General features: G+C 69.1%; 16 protein-coding genes. 11 read left to right on the forward strand and 5 right to left on the reverse strand.

Annotation, left to right across the window (positions count from 1 at the left end):
• Positions 1-160 precede the first annotated feature (160 nt).
• The 3 genes from HWX25_RS00005 to HWX25_RS00015 all read left to right on the forward strand — a co-directional run bounded on the left by HWX25_RS00005 (position 161) and on the right by HWX25_RS00015 (position 4368).
• Positions 161-1201 carry a 2,5-dihydroxypyridine 5,6-dioxygenase gene (locus HWX25_RS00005; RefSeq protein ID WP_175906321.1) on the forward strand — a complete coding sequence of 347 codons (1041 nt, stop codon included), beginning with the start codon at positions 161-163 and terminating at the stop codon, positions 1199-1201.
• Positions 1202-1220: 19 nt separating this feature from the next.
• Complete coding sequence (locus HWX25_RS00010; protein WP_059818849.1) at positions 1221-1868, forward strand: isochorismatase family protein; 648 nt, start codon at positions 1221-1223, stop codon at positions 1866-1868.
• A 220-nt stretch (positions 1869-2088) separates the two neighbouring features.
• Positions 2089-4368: a molybdopterin cofactor-binding domain-containing protein gene (locus tag HWX25_RS00015; protein ID WP_175906323.1), complete on the forward strand. Its 2280-nt coding sequence runs from the start codon at positions 2089-2091 to the stop codon at positions 4366-4368.
• Positions 4369-4404: 36 nt separating this feature from the next.
• Here the strand turns inward: HWX25_RS00015 and HWX25_RS00020 are convergent, their stop codons facing one another.
• Positions 4405-4851: a MarR family winged helix-turn-helix transcriptional regulator gene (locus tag HWX25_RS00020; protein WP_059818847.1), complete on the reverse strand. Its 447-nt coding sequence runs from the start codon at positions 4849-4851 to the stop codon at positions 4405-4407.
• Between the two features lie 533 nt (positions 4852-5384).
• On the opposite strand from HWX25_RS00020, the gene HWX25_RS00025 reads away from it, so the two are divergent.
• Both HWX25_RS00025 and HWX25_RS00030 read left to right on the forward strand, forming a co-directional pair.
• Complete coding sequence (locus tag HWX25_RS00025) at positions 5385-6692, forward strand: MFS transporter (protein WP_175906325.1); 1308 nt, start codon at positions 5385-5387, stop codon at positions 6690-6692.
• A 427-nt stretch (positions 6693-7119) separates the two neighbouring features.
• The gene (locus tag HWX25_RS00030) at positions 7120-7884 is read left to right on the forward strand and encodes a DUF4397 domain-containing protein (protein ID WP_059524878.1); all 765 of its coding nucleotides are present in this window, start codon (positions 7120-7122) and stop codon (positions 7882-7884) included.
• Between the two features lie 51 nt (positions 7885-7935).
• On the opposite strand, the gene HWX25_RS00035 is transcribed toward HWX25_RS00030, so the two are convergent.
• On the reverse strand, positions 7936-8484 hold the full coding sequence (locus tag HWX25_RS00035; RefSeq protein ID WP_175906327.1) for a DUF3005 domain-containing protein: 549 nt from the start codon (positions 8482-8484) through the stop codon (positions 7936-7938).
• A 193-nt stretch (positions 8485-8677) separates the two neighbouring features.
• Complete coding sequence (locus HWX25_RS00040) at positions 8678-8971, reverse strand: hypothetical protein (protein ID WP_175906329.1); 294 nt, start codon at positions 8969-8971, stop codon at positions 8678-8680.
• Between the two features lie 197 nt (positions 8972-9168).
• Between HWX25_RS00040 and HWX25_RS00045 the strand changes: the two genes are divergently transcribed.
• Genes HWX25_RS00045 through HWX25_RS00055 form a run of 3 tightly spaced genes read left to right on the forward strand, consistent with a single transcriptional unit; the run spans position 9169 to position 12655 of the window.
• Positions 9169-10701, forward strand: a complete 1533-nt coding sequence (locus HWX25_RS00045) for an NCS1 family nucleobase:cation symporter-1 (protein WP_175906331.1) — start codon at positions 9169-9171, stop codon at positions 10699-10701.
• Positions 10702-10723: 22 nt separating this feature from the next.
• Entirely contained in the window at positions 10724-11452 is a 729-nt protein-coding gene (locus HWX25_RS00050) for an aspartate/glutamate racemase family protein (RefSeq protein ID WP_175906333.1), read from the forward strand.
• A 24-nt stretch (positions 11453-11476) separates the two neighbouring features.
• Positions 11477-12655, forward strand: coding sequence for a LysR family transcriptional regulator (locus HWX25_RS00055; RefSeq protein WP_175906335.1), 1179 nt, complete (start codon positions 11477-11479; stop codon positions 12653-12655).
• 63 nt (positions 12656-12718) lie between these two features.
• Here HWX25_RS00055 and HWX25_RS00060 read toward each other — a convergent pair whose 3' ends face one another.
• Positions 12719-14287 (reverse strand): MFS transporter, encoded by a 1569-nt coding sequence (locus tag HWX25_RS00060; RefSeq protein ID WP_175906337.1) that lies wholly within the window; start codon positions 14285-14287, stop codon positions 12719-12721.
• A 101-nt stretch (positions 14288-14388) separates the two neighbouring features.
• Between HWX25_RS00060 and HWX25_RS00065 the strand changes: the two genes are divergently transcribed.
• Together HWX25_RS00065 and HWX25_RS00070 are read left to right on the forward strand one after the other, a co-directional pair.
• Positions 14389-15267 carry a LysR family transcriptional regulator gene (locus HWX25_RS00065; RefSeq protein ID WP_175906339.1) on the forward strand — a complete coding sequence of 293 codons (879 nt, stop codon included), beginning with the start codon at positions 14389-14391 and terminating at the stop codon, positions 15265-15267.
• A 211-nt stretch (positions 15268-15478) separates the two neighbouring features.
• On the forward strand, positions 15479-16468 hold the full coding sequence (locus HWX25_RS00070) for an ABC transporter substrate-binding protein (protein ID WP_175906342.1): 990 nt from the start codon (positions 15479-15481) through the stop codon (positions 16466-16468).
• 16 nt (positions 16469-16484) lie between these two features.
• On the opposite strand, the gene HWX25_RS00075 is transcribed toward HWX25_RS00070, so the two are convergent.
• Positions 16485-16859 carry a phage protein NinX family protein gene (locus tag HWX25_RS00075; protein ID WP_175906343.1) on the reverse strand — a complete coding sequence of 125 codons (375 nt, stop codon included), beginning with the start codon at positions 16857-16859 and terminating at the stop codon, positions 16485-16487.
• Positions 16860-17149: 290 nt separating this feature from the next.
• Here HWX25_RS00075 and HWX25_RS00080 point away from each other — a divergent pair, with 290 nt between their 5' ends.
• Positions 17150-18226 (forward strand): glycosyltransferase family 2 protein, encoded by a 1077-nt coding sequence (locus tag HWX25_RS00080; RefSeq protein ID WP_175906345.1) that lies wholly within the window; start codon positions 17150-17152, stop codon positions 18224-18226.
• Positions 18227-18229 lie beyond the last annotated feature (3 nt).

Consider the following 18229-nt stretch of genomic DNA (forward strand, 5'->3'; position numbering starts at 1 on the left):
GCCACAACCAAGCGCTCATCGCGCTCGCACGGCGACGCTGTGACGTCCTGTTCGCCATGCTGCGCGACGGCACCATTTACCAACCCAAGTCAGCCCCTACCGCTTGACGAAACACATAGGGGCACCCCCTTTTCCCTTCACGCTTTTACCGGAGCCGACGATGCCAGTCAGCGACTATCAACTGATCGACGCGTGGAAGCAGGTGCTCACGCTGTCGCGCCTCGAACCGGGCCAGACCGTCACGATCCTGACGAGCGCGGCCACTCACCCGCAGACGCTGTCGTGCGCGCTGATCGCGACGCAATCGATGGGCGCGATCGTCAACCGGCTCGACCTGCCGCCGGTGAACGGCGAGAAGGCGTTCAGCCGCGACCCGCTCGCGTATCTCGGCACGACGCCGCTGACCGGCAACCGAGCCGCAATCGCCGCGCTGCGCGAGAGCGACCTCGTGCTCGACCTGATGACGCTGCTGTTCTCGCCCGAGCAGCACGACATCCTGAAGTCCGGCACGAAGATCCTGCTCGCGGTCGAGCCGCCCGAGGTGCTGGTGCGCATGGTGCCAACGCTGGCCGATCGCACGCGCGTGCTCGGTGCCGCGAAAAAAATCGCCGCCGCGCGCGAGATGCACGTGACCTCCGCGGCCGGCACCGCCCTTGCGTGCCCGCTCGGCGATTTCCCGCCGACCGCCGAATACGGCTTCGTCGACGCGCCGGGCCGCTGGGACCACTGGCCGAGCGGTTTCGCGCTGACCTACCCGAACGATCGCACCGCGCGCGGCACGATCGTGATCGATCGCGGCGACATCCTGCTGCCGCAGAAGCACTACGTGAGCGAGCCGATCGCGCTGACCGTCGAAGGCGGTTACGCGACGCGCATCGAAGGCGGCATCGACGCCGATCTGCTGCGGGACTACATGGAAACCTTCGCCGACCCGGAAGGCTACGCGATCTCGCACATCGGCTGGGGGCTGCAGCCGCGTGCGCGCTGGTCGACGCTCGGCCTGTACGACCGCGAGGCGACGATCGGGATGGATGCGCGAGCGTTCGAAGGCAACTTCCTGTTCTCGCTCGGCCCGAACAACGAAGGCGGCGGCAATCGAACGACCACCTGCCACATCGACATCCCGCTGCGCCGCTGCACGGTCGAGCTCGACGGCGAGACCGTCGTGCGCGACGGCCGCGTGACCGACCAACCCGCCTGACAGACGAGTGCCCGACACCATGACCGACCTTTCCCATCATGCCGAAGCGAACGTCTATCGCCAGCAGGGTTTCGGCACGCCGCTGCCGCCGCACGGCAACATCGGACTGCTGATCGTCGACTTCGTGGTCGGCTTCGCCGATCCCGCGACGTTCGGCGGCGGCAACATCGCGCCGGCGATCGCGCGCACGACGCGGGCGCTCGCGCTCGCGCGCGAACGCGGCTGGCCGGTCGCGCACAGCCGCATCGTGTACGCGGACGACGGCAGCGACGACAACGTGTTCTCGCTGAAGGTGCCCGGCATGGCGACGCTGACCGAGCACCATCCGAACAGCGCGATCGTGCCCGAACTCACGCCTGCCGCCGGCGAACTCGTCGTGCGCAAGACCGTGCCGTCGGCGTTTTTCGGCACGCAGCTTGCACCGTGGCTCGCGCAGCGCGCGGTGCAGACGCTGCTCGTTGCCGGCGCGGTGACGAGCGGCTGCGTGCGCGCGAGCGTGGTCGACGCGATGTCGCACGGGTTCCGTCCGCTCGTGCTTGCCGATTGCGTCGGCGATCGCGCGATCGCGCCGCACGACGCGAACCTGTTCGACATGCAGCAGAAATATGCGGCCGTGATGCCGCTCGATGATGCGATCGCGGCGATCGATACCGTGCACGCGCGCTGAGCCGCCACGCCACTCCGTGCCGCGCGGGCGGCGGCCTGGCCGTCGCCCGCGCCCTCACCCTTCACCCGCGTGCGATTGACGCTGCGGTTTTGGCGACCTAGATTGACCGCGTGCGCCGTCGCGCAAGCCCAGGCCGCCACCTCGTGCGCGGCACGCAGCGTCTGCACGCCGAAGCCCGTGCGCCCGCCAGCCGCGCCCTCTCCGACAGGACACCTCGATCGTGAATCGCTCCGAACTGCTTGCGCGCGACGGCTGCCTGACCGTGATCCGGCCGCCCGCGCCGCCGCCCAGGCCGGCGCCCGGCCAGCCGGGCAGCCTGTCGTCGTACGTGCCGGTGCTACCCGAGGTGTTCGTCGCGATTCTCGACGACGGACGCATCCTCGCGTTCAACGGCCATGTCGACCTCGGCACCGGCATTCGCACGTCGCTCGCGCAAATCGTGGCCGAGGAACTCGACGTGCCGCCCGCGCGCGTGACGATGGTGCTCGGCGACACGGCCGCGACGCCGAACCAGGGTCCGACCATCGCGAGCGCGACGATCCAGATTTCCGCGACGCCCTTGCGCTGCGCGGCCGCGCAGGCACGCCACGCATTGCTGATGCGGGCCGCCGAGCGTTTCGGTGTCGATCTCGCGCAGTTGAGCATCGACGACGGAACGATCTCCGCGCCGGCACACGGGCACGCCGCGACGTTCGCCGCGCTCGTCGCGGAGCACCGCATCGCACTGACGCTCGACCTGAATGCCCGCACGAAGGATCCCGCTGACTACCGGATCGTCGGCCGATCGTCGCCGCGCGTCGACCTGCCCGCGAAAGCAACGGGCCAGCTCACGTTCGTGCACGACATGCGCGTGCCGGGCATGCTGCATGGCCGCGTCGTGCGGCCGCCGTATGCAGGCCACGACAGCGGCGCGTTCGTCGGCACGTCGCTGGTCGACGTCGATCGCGCGTCGGTCGCCGACGTGCCGGGGCCCGTGGCGATCGTCGCGATCGGCGATTTCGTCGGCGTCGTGGCCGAGCGCGAGGAACACGCGATCCGCGCGGCGCGCCAGCTGCGCGTCACGTGGCGGCCGCATCCCGCGCTGCCGCCGCTCGATACGCCCGCGGCCGCGATCGCCGCCGCGCCCGCGCAACGCCGTTTGTTGCTCGACGAAGGCGACGTCGACGCGGCACGCACGCAACCCGACACGATCACGCTGTCGCGCACCTATGCATGGCCGTTCCAGATGCATGGCTCGATCGGCCCGTCGTGCGCGCTCGCCGACTATCGCGCGCCCGGCGACGGCCGGATCACCGTATGGTCCGGCACGCAGAACCCCGTATCGCTGCGCTACGACCTCGCGACGCTCGTGGCGCGAGACGAAGCCGATTTCGACATCGTACGAATGGAAGCAGCCGGCTGCTACGGCCGCAACGGCGCGGACGACGTATGCGGCGACGCGCTGCTGCTGTCGCGCGCGGTCGGCCGTCCGGTGCGCGTGCAACTGTCACGCGCGGACGAACATCTGTGGGAACCGAAGGGCGCCGGGCAACTAATGCAGGTGACGGGCACCGTGACGCGCGACGGCCGCCTGCTGAGCTACGACTTCACGACGCGCTATCCATCGAACGACGCGCCGCTGCTCGCAACGCTCCTGACCGGCGCGATCGCACCCGAGCCGCGCGTGTTCGAGATGGGCGACCGCACGGCCGTGTCGCCGTATGAAAGCCCGAACCGCCGCTTCGTCTGCGAGGATCTCGCGCCGCTCGTGCGCGCATCGTGGCTGCGCGGCGTGTCGGCGTTACCGAACTCGTTCGCGCACGACGCGTTCGTCGACGAATGCGCGGTGCTGGCCGGCATCGATCCGGTCGCGTTCCGGCTTCGGCATCTCAAGGACACGCGCGCGCGCGAACTGCTGCAGGCCGTGGCTGATCGCGCGGGCTGGACCCCGTGCGCGGGCCGCAACCATGAACACGAAGGATCGCGCGTCGTGCGCGGGCGCGGCGTCGCGTATGCGCGCTACGTGCACAGTCGCTTCCCCGGTTTCGGCGCGGCATGGTCCGCATGGATCGTCGACCTGAGCGTCGATCGCGTGTCCGGCGAAATCCGCATCGAGCGCGTGACGGTCGGCCAGGACACCGGCACGATGATCAACCCGGACGGCGTGCGTCACCAGATCCACGGCAACGTGATCCAGGTATTGAGCCGCACGCTGAAGGAGCGTGTGCGGTTTGCCGATGGCAAGGTCGCTTCGCGGGAATGGGCAAGCTATCCGATCCTGACGTTCGACGAAGTGCCGGATGTCGACGTGGTGCTGATGCCGCGGCAAGGCGAGCCGCCGCTCGGCGCGGGCGAATCGGCGTCGGTGCCGGGGCCAGCCGCCGTCGCGAATGCGCTGTTCGACGCGACCGGCGTGCGCTTCTACGCGCCGCCGTTCACGCCCGAGACGGTGCGTACAGCGCTGCGCGAGGCCGGCCGGCTTCCTGGTGCGGAAGCGCCCGCCGCAGCACGCGCGGTGTAAGGGTGGTTCGCGTCGAGGGCCGGACGGCGCCGCGCGTCACGCGTCGCCATCGGCCTCCATCATCTTGCGCAGCAGATACTGCAATGCGACGCGTTCGCCCGGATTGAGCGGCCCGTACGTGCGCTCGGTCACCTGCCGCGCGAACGGCACCGTGCGGTCGATCAGCGCGAGGCCCGCCGCGGTCGCGCGCACGATCAGCTTGCGGCCGTCGTTCGGGTCGGGCAGCACCTCGATCAGCTCGCGCGCCTTCAACCGATCGACGACGCCGCGGATCGTCGCCTGGTCGATCGCGGTCGCCTTGACGATGTCGTTCAGCGAACACGCCTGCTTTTCCTTGACCGCGCACAGCGCGACGAACTGCGCGGCCGTCAGGTCCGAATCGGGGATCGCTTCCTGGAAGATCGCGACGTGCCGCTGATAGGCGCGGCGCAGCAGGTGCCCGACCTGGTCGTGAAAGTCGTAGGAATCCTTGGAAGACGCCATGAAGATGAAGGCCCGCGCGGCATGAATGAGAAAGGCAAGCAGTGTACACCCTCGAATCGGCACGATCGTTCGCGCGGTGGTCGCTTCATTGCGGCACGTCAGGGTTCGTCGCGCCCGCTCCGTCTTTGACCTGACGATTGCCCGACTGTGCCGACCCGCCCACGACACCGCGCCCCAAGGGTGCCGTTCGCACCATCCTGCGGACTACCGAACGCACGCTATCGCACCACCGAGGCACTTGCATGCACACACTCCACTTTTAAGCGCACACGCACGAGTTTTGTGCATCCGGATCCGCTCGTGATGTTCGCGAAAATATGTGCTTTTCCCCGAATAATTCCTCGAAAAACATAGGCCTTATACGGCACATCGATCGATCCTAAAACGGATGTTTTCATGCCAGTGCGATTCCGTATTTTCTAGTGTGTACGCTATGTAATTGGCGTGCTATACAGACTCCAGCGCGCGGCGAACCTTCGCTCGCGTCGAACGGCCACCCACTTCATCCGTCACATTCGAACAGGGGCAATCCCATGTCTACCGCACACCCGAGCGCAGCCGTCTCCGCCGACGACACGCTGCACGGCGCGCTATACCGCAAGGTCACGCTGCGCCTGATCACGCTGTTCTGCCTGTGCTATTTCGCGGCCTATCTCGACCGCATCAACATCGGGCTCGCGAAGCTGCAGATGCTCGACGCGCTGAAGTTCAGCGACACCGTGTACGGGCTCGGCGCCGGCCTGTTCTTCGGCGGCTACATCCTGTTCGAAGTCCCGAGCAACCTGGTGCTGCAACGCGTCGGCGCGAAGCTGTGGATCGCGCGGATCATGATCACGTGGGGTCTGCTGTCGGGCGCGACGATGTTCGTGCAGACGCCGATGCAGTTCTACATCGTGCGCTTCCTGCTCGGTGCCGCCGAAGCCGGCTTCCTGCCCGGCGTGCTGTTGTACCTGACGCAGTGGTATCCCGATGCGCGCCGCGCGCGGATCGTCGCGCTGTTCATGGTCGGTCTGCCGCTGTCGAGCATGATCGGCAGCCCGATTTCCGGCTGGATCATGCGGGCGTTCGACGGCGCGCACGGGCTCGGCGGCTGGCAGTGGCTGTTCCTGCTGGAGGCATTGCCGTCCGTGCTGCTCGGCTTCGCGGTACTGCGCTGGCTGCCCAACGGCATCGAAACCGCGCGCTGGCTGAACCCCGATGAGAAGCGCACGCTGCGCGCCAACCTCGACGCCGATCCGTCCGGGAACAAGAGTCATGCGCTCGGCCGTGCGTTCACCGACCCGAAGGTGTGGGCCCTCGGTCTCATTGACCTCTGCGTGCTGCTCGGGCTGTATGCGGTGAGCTTCTGGCTGCCGACGATCCTGCGCGACACAGGCGTGAAGGACGCGTATCACATCGGCTGGCTGATGGTGATCCCCAATGCCGCGGCCGTGCTCGCGACGCTGTATTGCGGCGCGAGCTCCGACCGTGCGCGCGAGCGCCGCTGGCATATCGTCGTGCCGTTCCTGGTGTCGGCCGTCGCGCTCGCATTTGCCGCCGCGTCGTCGCACGGCACGCTCGCGACCGTGTTGCTGTTCTCGCTAATCAACGCGGGCGCGGCCGCCGCGATGCCGGTCGTCTGGGCGTTGCCGTCCACATTCCTGAAAGGCTCGGCTGCGGCGGGCGGGATCGCTTTCGCATGTTCGATCGCGAACCTCGGCGGCTTCGGTAGCACTTACTTCATCGGCTGGCTGCGCGACACGTTCCATTCGCAAAGCGCGGGGCTATACGGCTTTGCCGCATGCATGCTGGTCGGTTGCGCACTCGCGCTCGCGTATCCGGCGAAGCTCGTGAATCGGTGATGCACATCACGCGCGCGGCGCCGCCAGGTCGCCGCGCGACCGCATGATCTTCCTCATATCGATGCGCACGCAACGATATGCGCGAAAATCACCGCCCCCTGTCCCGCGTCGGCCGCAGCGCACAACGGTCGACGTTTGAAACGCCTTTTCGGCACACGTCGCGCGCTCCCTGGTTGCATCGCCTTTTTACAAGCATCCAACCCCGACTCGCACGATCCGGCGCGGCACGCAACTGCCCTGCATGCCGCACCTCCGCCACACGGGCGCCCGTGCCGATTCCGTCGCGTGGGCACATCGCTTGCGACATCCATGCGCCCGCCGCCCCGGCGGACGGCAATTCCTTCCTTCAATCCGGCGCTGCGTACCGCGCGATGCCTCGCGCGGCGACACCGCATCGCAATCAGGTTCCCTGAATGAGAGGACGACAATGAAATCCATTCGAACAATAGCAGCCCTGTGCTCGGTCGTTTCCATGCTCGCGGCATGCGGCGGAGACGGCAACGACGTCGGCACCGAACTCGGCATCTCGAAACCGCAGGCGCGCTTCATCAACGCGGTGCCGGCCGGCCCGAATCTCGATTACTACCTGAATGCGAAGGTCGACGCGTCGGGCGTCGCGTACAAGGGCGTCACCCGCTATCACGACATCGACTCGGGCACGCAGACCGTCAGCTACGACGTATCGGGAACGACCACGACCGTCGCGTCGCAGTCGTTCGGCGCGGCGAACGGCCATCACTACACCACGATCGCGCTGCCGAGCACGTCGTCGGCGATTTCGGTGATCGACGATCCGTTCGACAAGAAGCTGCTGTCCGACAAGGCGCGCGTGCGCAGCTTCAACGCGTCGCCGAACGCGCAGAACGTCGACGTGTACGTCGTGCCTCCCGGCACCGACATCAACGCGCAAAGCCCGACGCTCGCGGGCGCCGCGTATCAGAATGCCGTGCCGGCATCCGGGCAGGATTCGGTCTACCTGAACGGCGGCAGCTACCAGGTGATCGTCACGACGGCCGGCAGCAAGTCGCCTATCCTAAAGACCGCACCCGTGAGCATCAACAACAACGCCGACTGGCTGCTGGTGACGATTCCGTCGGGCGGCATCGGCGACGTGACGCCGAACGACGTCCACGTGCTCGTCGCGCAAGGCAACGATGCGGACACGTCCGCGCAGGAACTCGGCCCGCAGTAACGGCCATCGGCGGACCGCCGGCCGGCGGTCCGCCCCGCGTCCATCGATGCGTCAGTCGGTCCGCTCGAGGCGGATCACGTGCTCGGCCCGCGTGCCGTCGCCGTGCTCGACATCGACGTCGCCGACATAGCGGACGCGCCAGCCCGGCCGCGTCGCGATTTGCGGCATGTTGCCGCCCGGGCGGCTCTCGATCCCGCCGAGCCCTTCGTCGGGCGTGTCGACCGCGTCGTCGAGCGACGCGTTCGAGTAAATCACGTTGTCGTGCCATTCGGTCGCGCCTGCACGCGCCTCCAGGCCCTTGCCGTCGACGTCGACCGTGTTGTCCGTCATCGCCATGTTGGCGTTGTCGAGCGTGACGATCCGGCCGGCCGCACGACGCACGGGGTCGCCGCTGTCGACCGCATTCGCGTCGACGTCGATCGGCGGCAGGCCGGTCGGCGTTTTCGCCGCGACCGCCTCCGGTGTCAGCGGATGCTTCGCGACTTCGGCTGCCTGGGTCGCCGCATCCGGCATGTCGCCGGCCGCCGGCGTCTTCACCGGGCTCTTCTGGATCTGTTCCCGCTGCTGTTCCGGGGTTGGGTTCGATTCCGCGTTCTGCATCGCACCTCCTGTTCCCGACGGCGCGCGCCGGCATGACGCGGCCGGCGCCGCTCCGGGAATCGCTACAACGGTCCTTGCAAATCTTTCACGCGCAACGCGCTACCCGCGCACGTCCTGCGACGCACGTGCCGAGCGGAACGCCGTTACGGCGGCGCACGGGCAATCTGCCCGCGCACGCCGCCCGCTCCCGCGATCAACCGCCGCTTGCGCCCGTCGGCGCGGATGCCGCGCCCGGCATGCTCGCCGCGCCGCCGGCCGTGCCGCTGCCTGGCATGCCCGAGGGTGCGGTGGACGGCGCCGGCGCCATGCCGCCGGTGGCGCTCGTGTCCGAACTCGCGCCGGTGCCGGTGTCGCTCTTTTTCTGACAACCCGCACCCGCCGCCAGACCGGCGATCAGGATGCCGGCGAAGACGGCCCGCGATACGTGACGAATGGAATATCGCTGCATGACACCTCCGCTGATGTCGATGTGGATGGAGCCCTTCAATACGCAATTCGCGTGCCGCGCAGCCGATCCATCCCCATTCATTTTTCAAATGACGCCTAGCCGAATATTTAATTTCCCATCGCCGCGCCCGCCGCCCATACTCGCGAACAAATCCGAGACATAACGTCCACGGCGGCGGGCCCGCGCTGCGTGCACACGCTGCCGGTTCGCGCCCCGCACATGGAAGGAGACAAGGCGTGCAACTGGAAGCCATCCACCGCGCGGGCATCGTGCCCGGCGCGCACGACGCACTGCATCGAACCGATACGGCCGCGCGCGATCCCGCGCTGAGCCCGCGGCTGCACAACGCCGACCTCGCGCCGACCAAGGCCGAGGGCCGCACCTGGGGCCGCTACAGCATCTTTGCGCTCTGGACCAACGACGTGCACAACATCGCGAACTACTCGTTCGCGATCGGCCTGTTTGCGCTCGGCCTGTCGGGCTGGCAGATGCTCGCGTCGCTCGCGATCGGCGCCGTGCTCGTGTATTGCTTCATGAACCTCACCGGCTACATGGGCCAGAAGACCGGCGTGCCGTTCCCGGTGATCAGCCGGATGAGCTTCGGCATTTACGGTGCGCTCTTGCCCGCGATGATCCGCGCGGTGATCGCGATCGCATGGTTCGGAATCCAGACCTATCTCGCGTCAGTCGTGCTGCGCGTGCTGCTCACCGCGATCTGGCCGGGCCTCGCCGCCTTCGACCACGATGCGATCCTCGGGCTGTCGACGCTCGGCTGGATCACGTTCGTCGCAATCTGGCTGGTTCAGATCGGCATCCTGACTTACGGCATGGAGATGGTCCGCAAGTATGAGGGGCTCGCCGGCCCGGTCATTCTCGTCACGACGCTGTCGCTCGCCGCATGGATGTTCAGCCGCACCGGTGGCCATCTCGCGATGTCGATCGGCAAGCCGATGACCGGCCTGAAGATGTGGACCGAGGTGTTCGCGGGCGGCTCGCTGTGGCTCGCGATCTACGGCACGCTGGTGCTCAACTTCTGCGATTTCGCGCGCTCGTCGCCGAGTGCGAAGACGGTGCGGGTCGGCAACTTCTGGGGCCTGCCGGTGAACATCGTGGTGTTCGCCGCGATCAGCTTCGTGCTCGCGGGCGCACAGTTCAAGCTGAACGGCCAGATCATCCACAGCCCGACGGAAATCATCGCGACGGTGCCGAACAAGCTGTTCCTCGTGCTCGGCTGTCTTGCATTCCTGATCGTGACGGTCGCGGTGAACATCATGGCGAACTTCGTCGCACCGGCCTTCGTGCTGACGAGCCTCGCGCCGCACCGCCTGACGTTCCGCCGCGCGGGCCTGATCAGCGCGACGGTCGCGGTGCTGATCCTGCCGTGGAACCTGTACAACAGCCCGATTGTGATCGTCTATTTCCTGTCCGGCCTCGGCGCGCTGCTCGGCCCGCTGTACGGGATCATCACGGTCGACTACTGGCTCGTGCGCAAGCAGCGCGTGAACGTGCCGGATCTCTATACCGAAGCGCCGACCGGCGCCTATTTCCATACGCGCGGCGTGAACCACAAGGCGCTCGCGGCCTTGCTGCCGTCCGCGCTGATCTCGATCACGCTCGCCGTCGTGCCGGCCTTCAGCGCGATGACGCCGTTCTCCTGGCTGCTCGGCGCGGCCATCGCGGGCGGCGTTTACTGGCTGACGGCCGATCGCAAACGGCAATACGAGGAGCGCTCGGGCGAACACATCGCGGTCGCCTGCGCCCGACACTGAACGCAGCATACGGAGTGCACCGATGAGAATCCTGGTAGTCAACGTCAACACGACCGAATCGATCACCGACGCCATCGCCGCGCAGGCGCGCGCCGCCGCGTCGCCCGGCACGGAGATCGTCGGGCTGACGCCGCGCTTCGGCGCGGAGTCGGTCGAGGGCAACTTCGAGAGCTACCTCGCGGCGATCGCCGTGATGGACCGCGTGTTGAGCTACGACGAGCCGTACGACGCGGTGATCCAGGCCGGCTACGGCGAACACGGCCGCGAAGGGCTGCAGGAACTGCTGACGGTGCCCGTCGTCGACATCACCGAAGCGGCCGCGAGCGTCGCGATGCTGCTCGGCCACCGCTATTCGGTGGTCACGACACTCGACCGCACGGTGCCGCTGATCGAGGATCGCCTGAAGCTCGCCGGACTCGATGCGCGCTGCGCATCGGTGCGCGCGAGCGGTCTCGCGGTGCTCGAACTCGAGGAGAACCCGGCCCGCGCGATCGAGTCGATCGTCGGCGAGGCGCAGCGCGCGGTAAAGGACGATCACGCGGAAGTGATCTGCCTCGGCTGCGGCGGGATGGCCGGCCTCGACCGGCAGATCGAGGAATGCACGGGCGTGCCGGTCGTCGACGGCGTGTCGGCCGCGGTCGCTCTTGCCGAATCGCTGGTGCGCCTGAAGCTGAAGACGTCGAAGGTCCGTACGTATGCGCCGCCGCGTCCGAAGCGGATCGTCGGCTGGCCGGGCACCTTCGCCAAATGACGGGCCGCGCGAACGCGTAGCGACATGCGGGACGCACCGAAGCCGAACGGCCTTGCCCTCGACGCGTCCGACGCAACGGGCGCGCTCGACGTGCTGGACGCGCGGCTGATGCGCATCCTGCTCGTGCTGCTCACCGAGCGCACCGTGTCGCGCGCGGCCGTGCGGCTGAACATGTCGCAGCCGGCGACGAGCGCCGCGCTCAAGCGCCTGCGCACGCTGCTCGGCGATCCGCTGCTGGTGCGCAGCCGCTACGGGATGGTGCCGACCGAATTCGGCGCGCGGCTGATCGAGCCGCTGCGCAACGCGCTGCGCGTGATCGACTTCATCCGCATCCAGCAGCCGACCTTCGACGCGCGCACGTCGGTGCGCACTTACCGGATCGGCTGTCCCGACTACCTGAACGTGCTGTTCGTGCCGAAGCTCGTCGCGCTGTTCCGCGAACGCGCACCGAACGCGCAGCTCGTGTTTCATCCGCTCGGTGACGGCTTCGACGACGAACGGGCACTCGCCGACGGCGAGCTCGACGTCGTGATCGACAACCGCCCTGCCCGCTCGTCGCGGTTCCGGCAGGACGACCTGTTCGACGATCGCGTCGTGTGCCTGATGCGCGCGACGCATCCGCTCGCGCGGCGCGGCGCGATGACGGCCGCCGAATTCGCGCAGGCGCCGCAACTGTGCCCGACGCCGTCGTGGCTCGAAGCGTCCGGCGCGATCGACCGGCAGCTCGAACGCGTCGGCCTGCAACGGCGGATCGTCGTCACGCTGCCGCACTTCGAACTCGCCGCGCATGCGCTGGTGCGCTCCGATCTGATCCTGACCACCACGTACCGGCTCGCGCGCCACTACGCGAAGCTGCTGCCGCTCGGCACGGTCGCGCTGCCGGCCGAGCCGCCCGACATCGTGTACCGGATGACGTGGAACGAATCGGGATCGTGCGTCGACGGTGTGCGCTGGCTGCGCGGGCTGATCGCCGAGGCGACGCGCGGCTGGCTCGATGCGGAGGCCGCACGGCCGGCCGTTGCGGCGGTCGCCGCGAATGCGAACGCTGATGCGGACGCGCGAACGAACGCGCCGATCATCGATGCCCCGCCCGAGCCGACGCGGCGCACACGCCGCCGTCAGGCGACGCATTGCGGTGCATCGCAGCGACCGCACGTCGCGCGCGCGGCGCGCATCCATCGCCTCGCGATGAAATCGCGCTGAACTGCGGGCTCGACGACGCCGCGTCGTCGCGTGCAACGGGAAGCGCGTCGCTCGCGGCACGCGTCACCCATCGCGCATCGGTTGCGCAAGCAACGTGTATGCAACGACGGCGACAGCCAGCGCGAGCACGCCGCTCAACGTCAGCGCGGCGGCGAATCCGCTCGCGAAGGCCGCGGGCGCCGCGTCGGCGAGCGTACGCGCGGCCGACGGCGGCACGTGCGCCAGCGCCTGCCCGAGATCGCCGGCCAGCAGGCTCGACATGAACGGCGCATCGACGAACGCGCGCACGTCCGCCACGGCGGACAACATCCGGTCGAGTCGCGCGTGCGTGCTGGCGGCCAGCACCGCGCCGAGCACGCCGACGGCCGTCACGATCGCCGAGAAGCGGGTGGTCGTGCTGATGCCCGACGCCATTCCGGTCCGGTTCGGCGGCACGCACGCCATGATGGCCTTCTGCGTGTCGCCGTTCATGATGCCGGCACCGCAGCCCGTCACGAACATCCCGAGCGCGACGAGCCGGTAGTCGCCGCAGGCGGTCAGCGCCGCGGTCACGAGATTGCCCGCGCCGATCAGCGCGAGCCCGCCCGCCAGCACGCCGCCGGACGACACGCGCGCCGCGAGCATGCTGCCGAGCGACGGCCCGGCGATCATCGCGAACGCGAACGGCAACATCCCGAGCCCCGCGTCGATCGCCGACATCCCGAACGCGTTCTGCAGGTACAGCGGCAGGAACGTCATCATCACCTGCGCGCACGCCGCGTAGCCGAACATCGCGAGCACGGCACCGACGAAGCGCGGCTGGCGGAACAGCGCGAGATCGATCATCGGCCGCGCCTGCCAGCGCTCCGCGCTGATGAACGCGGCCAGCAGCGCGGCGGCGAGCGCGAACCGGCCGAGCGTCGCGGCCGACAGCCAGCCGTGCGACGGCGCGCCGATCAGCGCCGCGATCGCGCACGCGAGCGCCGTGCCGAACAGCAGGCTGCCCGCGGCGTCGACCCGCTTCGCATGCAGGTCGCGCGACTCGTCGATCGCGACGCGCGCGCCGACCGCGAGCAGCGCGCACACCGGCAGGTTCAGCAGGAACACCCAGCGCCAGCCGATCCACTGCGTGATCGCGCCGCCAACCAGCGGCGCGACGGCCGTCGCGATCCCCATGCACATCCCCCAGATCGCCCACGCGCGGGCGCGTTCGCGCCCGTCCGGAAAGCGGTTCGCGATCACCGCGAGCGCGGCCGTCAGCAAAAGCGCGGCCCCGCCGCCCTTCACCGCGCGCGCGGCGATCAGCCAGCCGGCCGACGGCGCGATCCCGCACCCGAGCGACGCGAGCGCAAAGAGCGCGAGCCCCGCGCCAAGCATGCGTTTGCGCCCGAAGCGATCCGCGAGCCCGCCGGCCGGCAGCAGGCATGCGGCGAACGCGGTCATGTAGGCGCTCACGACCCACTCGATGTCGGCGAAACTCGCATGGAAGCTGCGCGCGACACTCGGCAGCGACACGGCGACGACGTTCGTGTCGAGCACGATCAGCGAGCACGTTGCGGAGGCGACCGCGAGCGTCGCGGCGGCCGGCAGGCGGGCATGCGCATGCGCGGCGGCGGGCGCGCCCGCGCGCGGGGCGGGAGAAGACTGGGACATCGACGGGCTCCGGAGCAAGAGGGACGAGCCGTATGCTAGGCTGGCCCCGTATTGCCTGTCATTGACATACCCATGCAGTTTCATTGACGAAAATCGCAATCATGAATCCGCTCGAATTCCGTCACGTGCGCGCGTTCCTGGCCGTCGCGCAGCACCTGCATTTCGCCCGCGCGGCCGACGCGCTCGACATGGCGCCGCCCGCGCTCACGCGGCAGATCCAGGAAGCCGAGCGGCTGCTCGGCGTGCGGCTGTTCCAGCGCTCGCGCCGCGCGGTCACGCTGACGGCGGCCGGCGAGGCGTTTCTCGCCGAGGCGCGCGCCGCGTTCGAGCATCTGCAGCGCGGGCGCGAACTCGCGACGCTCGCCGAGCGCGGCGAGCTCGGCCGCCTCGAGATCGGCTATGTGTCGTCGGCCGTCTATTCGGGCACGCTGCAGCGCACGGTCGGCGCGTTCCGCGCCGCGCATCCGCGTATCGAGCTGAACCTGCGTGAGGTGCCGATGGACGACGTCGCGAAGCAGCTCGACACGGGCCGGCTCGACCTCGCATACGTGCGCCCGCCGTTGCCGCTGCCGGGCGGGCTGCGGATCGTCACGCTGCAACGCGACGTGTTCGTCGCGGCGGTGCCGGCCGATTCGCGTTACGCGGCGATGACCGCCGTGCGCGCCGCCGATCTCGCCGACGCACGCTTCGCGGTGCCCGAACAGGAACGCGGCACGCTCGAAGTCGCACGCCGCGGCCGCTTCGCGCCGGTAATCGCCGCGCGGCCGGGCGGGTTGCTCGCGGTGCTCGCGTGCGTGTCGGTGAACGGCTGGGTCGCCGTGATCCCGGACGCGCTCGCCGGCTGCGTGTCGTTGCCGGGCGTCGTGTACCGGCCGATCGCCGGCAAGCCGATCATGTCCGAACTCGCGCTCGCGCATCGGCGCTTCGAAAAGGCGCCCGCGGTGCGCGCCTTCCTGCGCACCGTTCCGGCCGCTGGCTAGGGCCTGTTCGCGCCAACAACGGACTGGCGCCGCCCCGCCGCCGCCGAGCATGCGTCGAGGGCGGCCGCGGCCTTGGCTTCTCCACACCGCCACTCACCAGCCTCGCGTGAATAAGCATTTCGCGATTCGATGTTTGCCGGCGCGAAACCGATTCCGTAATCTGCCCGGCAACCGCGCGACCTGCGCGCGGATCACCGAGGACCCGCCGCCGATGACTTCGCCCCCCGCCCCGGCCCGCCGCCGCGCCCTGCTGCGCGTCGCCGCCCTGGCCGCCGCACCGCTGGCCGGCGCCGCCGCATTGCCCGTGCGCGCGGCCGGTCCCGACCTGTCGAACGTCACGCTGGTGCTCGGCGACCAGGCCGGCGGCCTGCGCGCGCTGGCCGAAGCCGCGCGCGTGCTCGACGGCGTGCCGTACCGGTTTCGCTGGGCGAATTTCCAGGGCGCGGCACCGTTGTTCGAAGCGCAGCGCGCGGGCGCGATCGATCTCGCGCCGGCCGGCGACCTGCCGGTGTTGACGGCCGCGCTCGGCGATCCGGCGTTGCGGATCGTCGCGACGCGCGTCGGCTCGCCGACGTCGCTCGGCATCGTCGTGCAGCCCGATTCGCCGGTGCGCACCGTCGCCGACCTGAAGGGGCGCACCGTCGTCGTGTCGTCGGCGCGCGGCAGCATCTCGCAATACCAGCTGTACGGCGCGCTGCGCGAACACGGCCTCGCACCGGGCGACGTCGAGGTGCGCTTCGTGCTGCCGGTCGATGCGTTCGCCGCATTCGAGGCGAAGCAGATCGGCATCTGGGCGACCTTCGATCCGTATTACGGACACGTGGTTCGGCGCGGTGCGCGCATCGTGCGCGACGGCAGCGGGATCAATTCGGGGCTCGCGTTCCTCACGTCGCCCGTCGACACGCTCGACGATCGATCCAAGCGCGCGGCGCTGTCGGACGTGCTCGCGCGCCTGACCCGCGCCGGCCAGTGGGCCTTGTCGCACTCTTCCGATTACGCGGCCGTCTATGCGTCGCTCACGCGCCTGCCGCGCGATGCGGCCGCCGACATCGTCCGCCGGGCGGCGCTCGCGCAGCGCGGCGTCACCGGCGCGGACATCGACGTGCTGCAACGGATCGCCGACCGTGCTGCCGCGGACGCGATCCTGCCGAAGCGCGTCGACGTCGCGTCGATCGCGATACGCAACCTGTCGGCCGCCTAATCGGTTTCGCGCGCGCTCAGCGCGGTTTCGACATGTCGAGATCCGGGACGTCGTCGCCGAACGTCGACGCGACCAGCGTGCGCATCGCGGCGACCAGCAGCGTCGGCCCCGACTGGTTGAACGTGCAGCGCTCGCCTGCCGCCGGCACGGCCCGATGCAGCACCGCGCGCCACGCGCCGTGCCCGCCGTCGCGCTCGAACGCGCCGAACGGCAAGCGTTCGACCAGCGGGCCGCCGTCCGCCCATGACGACGACGGCGCGTACAGCACCGGCGTGCCGCCCGATTCGCGAATGACCGTGCACCGCGCGGCGTCGACGCGCGGCGCGCCGAGGTCTTCCGCCATCGCCACCCAGAAATCGAGCGGCGCACCGGCCAGATCCTGAACCTGCATCGCGCCCTCCAGCGGCCTTGAAAACGCCATCCTAGCGCCGCTGCGCGCGGTTCGCCGACGCGCCGCCGTCCGATGTTTCCCCCGGCAAACCTGTCCGGCGTGCAAATCCATCGATACGTGTTACGAATCGGCGATTCCTGCCTACAATGAACGCAACGCCTGTCGTCCGGTACGCGGTGGACGAACAGGCCGGAACCGACTTCACGCCGAACCGGGCCGGGCCCGTTCGGCAAACGACAACCGGAACCATACGGTGCAGCGCAGGCCGGATCTCTCGGGGGAACCGCAGCATGTCCACGCACGCCAGGAAGCCGCTGATATCGCTCGTCGTGCCGTTTCACGACGAAGAGGAAACGATCGACGCATTCTTTGCAGAAACGCTGCCCGTTCTCGAGTCGGTCGCCGGGGTGCGCTTCGAGATCGTCTGCATCAACGACGGCAGCCGCGACCGCACGCTCGACCGGCTGGTCGCGGTCGCCGCCCGCGACCCGCGCGTGCACGTCGTGGATCTCACGCGCCGCTTCGGCAAGGAAGCGGCGCTCACCGCGGGCCTCGACGAGGCCGCCGGCGCCGCGGTGATCCTGATCGACGCCGACTTGCAGGACCCTCCCGCGCTGATTCCCGCGATGATCGAACACTGGCGCGGCGGCGCCGAAGTCGTCGCCGCGAAACGCACCGACCGGATGTGCGATCCGTACCTGCAGCGCGCGGCGGCGGCACTTTACTATCGCGTGCACAACGCGCTGTCCGAAGTCGAAATGCCGGAAAACGTCGGCGATTTCCGCCTGATGGATCGTGAGGTCGTCGATGCGCTGCGCGCGCTGCCGGAGCGGCGGCGGTTCATGAAGGGGCTGTTCGCGTGGGTCGGCTTTCGCACCGCGATCGTCGAATACACGCGCGCGCCGCGCAGCGGCGGCCGCTCGAAGTTCTCCGGATGGCGCCGCTGGAACTTCGCGCTCGAGGGCATCACGAGCTTCAGCACCGTGCCGCTGCGCGTGTGGACCTACGTCGGCATCACGTTCGCGATGCTGTCGCTCGTGTACGGCGCCTTCATCGTGGTGCGAACGCTGCTGTTCGGCAATCCGGTGCATGGCTACCCGTCGCTGATTTCCGTCGTGCTGTTCGTCGGCGGCATCCAGTTGATCGGCATCGGCGTGATCGGCGAATACCTCGGCCGGATCTATCACGAGTCCAAGCAGCGCCCCGTCTATCTCGTGAGGCGACGCTATCGTGCCGAGCGCGATGCCGCCGGGCAGCCGGCATCGAAGCTGCTGCAGTTCCCGCTGAAGCGCGCGAACGCCGCGCGCCGCCGGACGGCGCTGCCGGCGGCAACCGGCGTCGCTGCTCGCAAGGCGTCGTTCAAGTAGAAC

Source organism: Burkholderia sp. BCC1640 (assembly GCF_902833125.1).
Lineage (GTDB): Bacteria > Pseudomonadota > Gammaproteobacteria > Burkholderiales > Burkholderiaceae > Burkholderia > Burkholderia diffusa.

Coding starts and splice junctions, on each gene's coding strand:
- HWX25_RS00005 (WP_175906321.1), top strand. CDS start 161: ATGCCAGTCAGCGACTATCAACTGATCGACGCGTGGAAGCAGGTGCTC.
- HWX25_RS00010 (WP_059818849.1), top strand. CDS start 1,221: ATGACCGACCTTTCCCATCATGCCGAAGCGAACGTCTATCGCCAGCAG.
- HWX25_RS00020 (WP_059818847.1), bottom strand. CDS start 4,851: ATGGCGTCTTCCAAGGATTCCTACGACTTTCACGACCAGGTCGGGCAC.
- HWX25_RS00025 (WP_175906325.1), top strand. CDS start 5,385: ATGTCTACCGCACACCCGAGCGCAGCCGTCTCCGCCGACGACACGCTG.
- HWX25_RS00030 (WP_059524878.1), top strand. CDS start 7,120: ATGAAATCCATTCGAACAATAGCAGCCCTGTGCTCGGTCGTTTCCATG.
- HWX25_RS00035 (WP_175906327.1), bottom strand. CDS start 8,484: ATGCAGAACGCGGAATCGAACCCAACCCCGGAACAGCAGCGGGAACAG.
- HWX25_RS00050 (WP_175906333.1), top strand. CDS start 10,724: ATGAGAATCCTGGTAGTCAACGTCAACACGACCGAATCGATCACCGAC.
- HWX25_RS00055 (WP_175906335.1), top strand. CDS start 11,477: ATGCGGGACGCACCGAAGCCGAACGGCCTTGCCCTCGACGCGTCCGAC.
- HWX25_RS00060 (WP_175906337.1), bottom strand. CDS start 14,287: ATGTCCCAGTCTTCTCCCGCCCCGCGCGCGGGCGCGCCCGCCGCCGCG.
- HWX25_RS00065 (WP_175906339.1), top strand. CDS start 14,389: ATGAATCCGCTCGAATTCCGTCACGTGCGCGCGTTCCTGGCCGTCGCG.
- HWX25_RS00070 (WP_175906342.1), top strand. CDS start 15,479: ATGACTTCGCCCCCCGCCCCGGCCCGCCGCCGCGCCCTGCTGCGCGTC.
- HWX25_RS00075 (WP_175906343.1), bottom strand. CDS start 16,859: ATGCAGGTTCAGGATCTGGCCGGTGCGCCGCTCGATTTCTGGGTGGCG.
- HWX25_RS00080 (WP_175906345.1), top strand. CDS start 17,150: ATGTCCACGCACGCCAGGAAGCCGCTGATATCGCTCGTCGTGCCGTTT.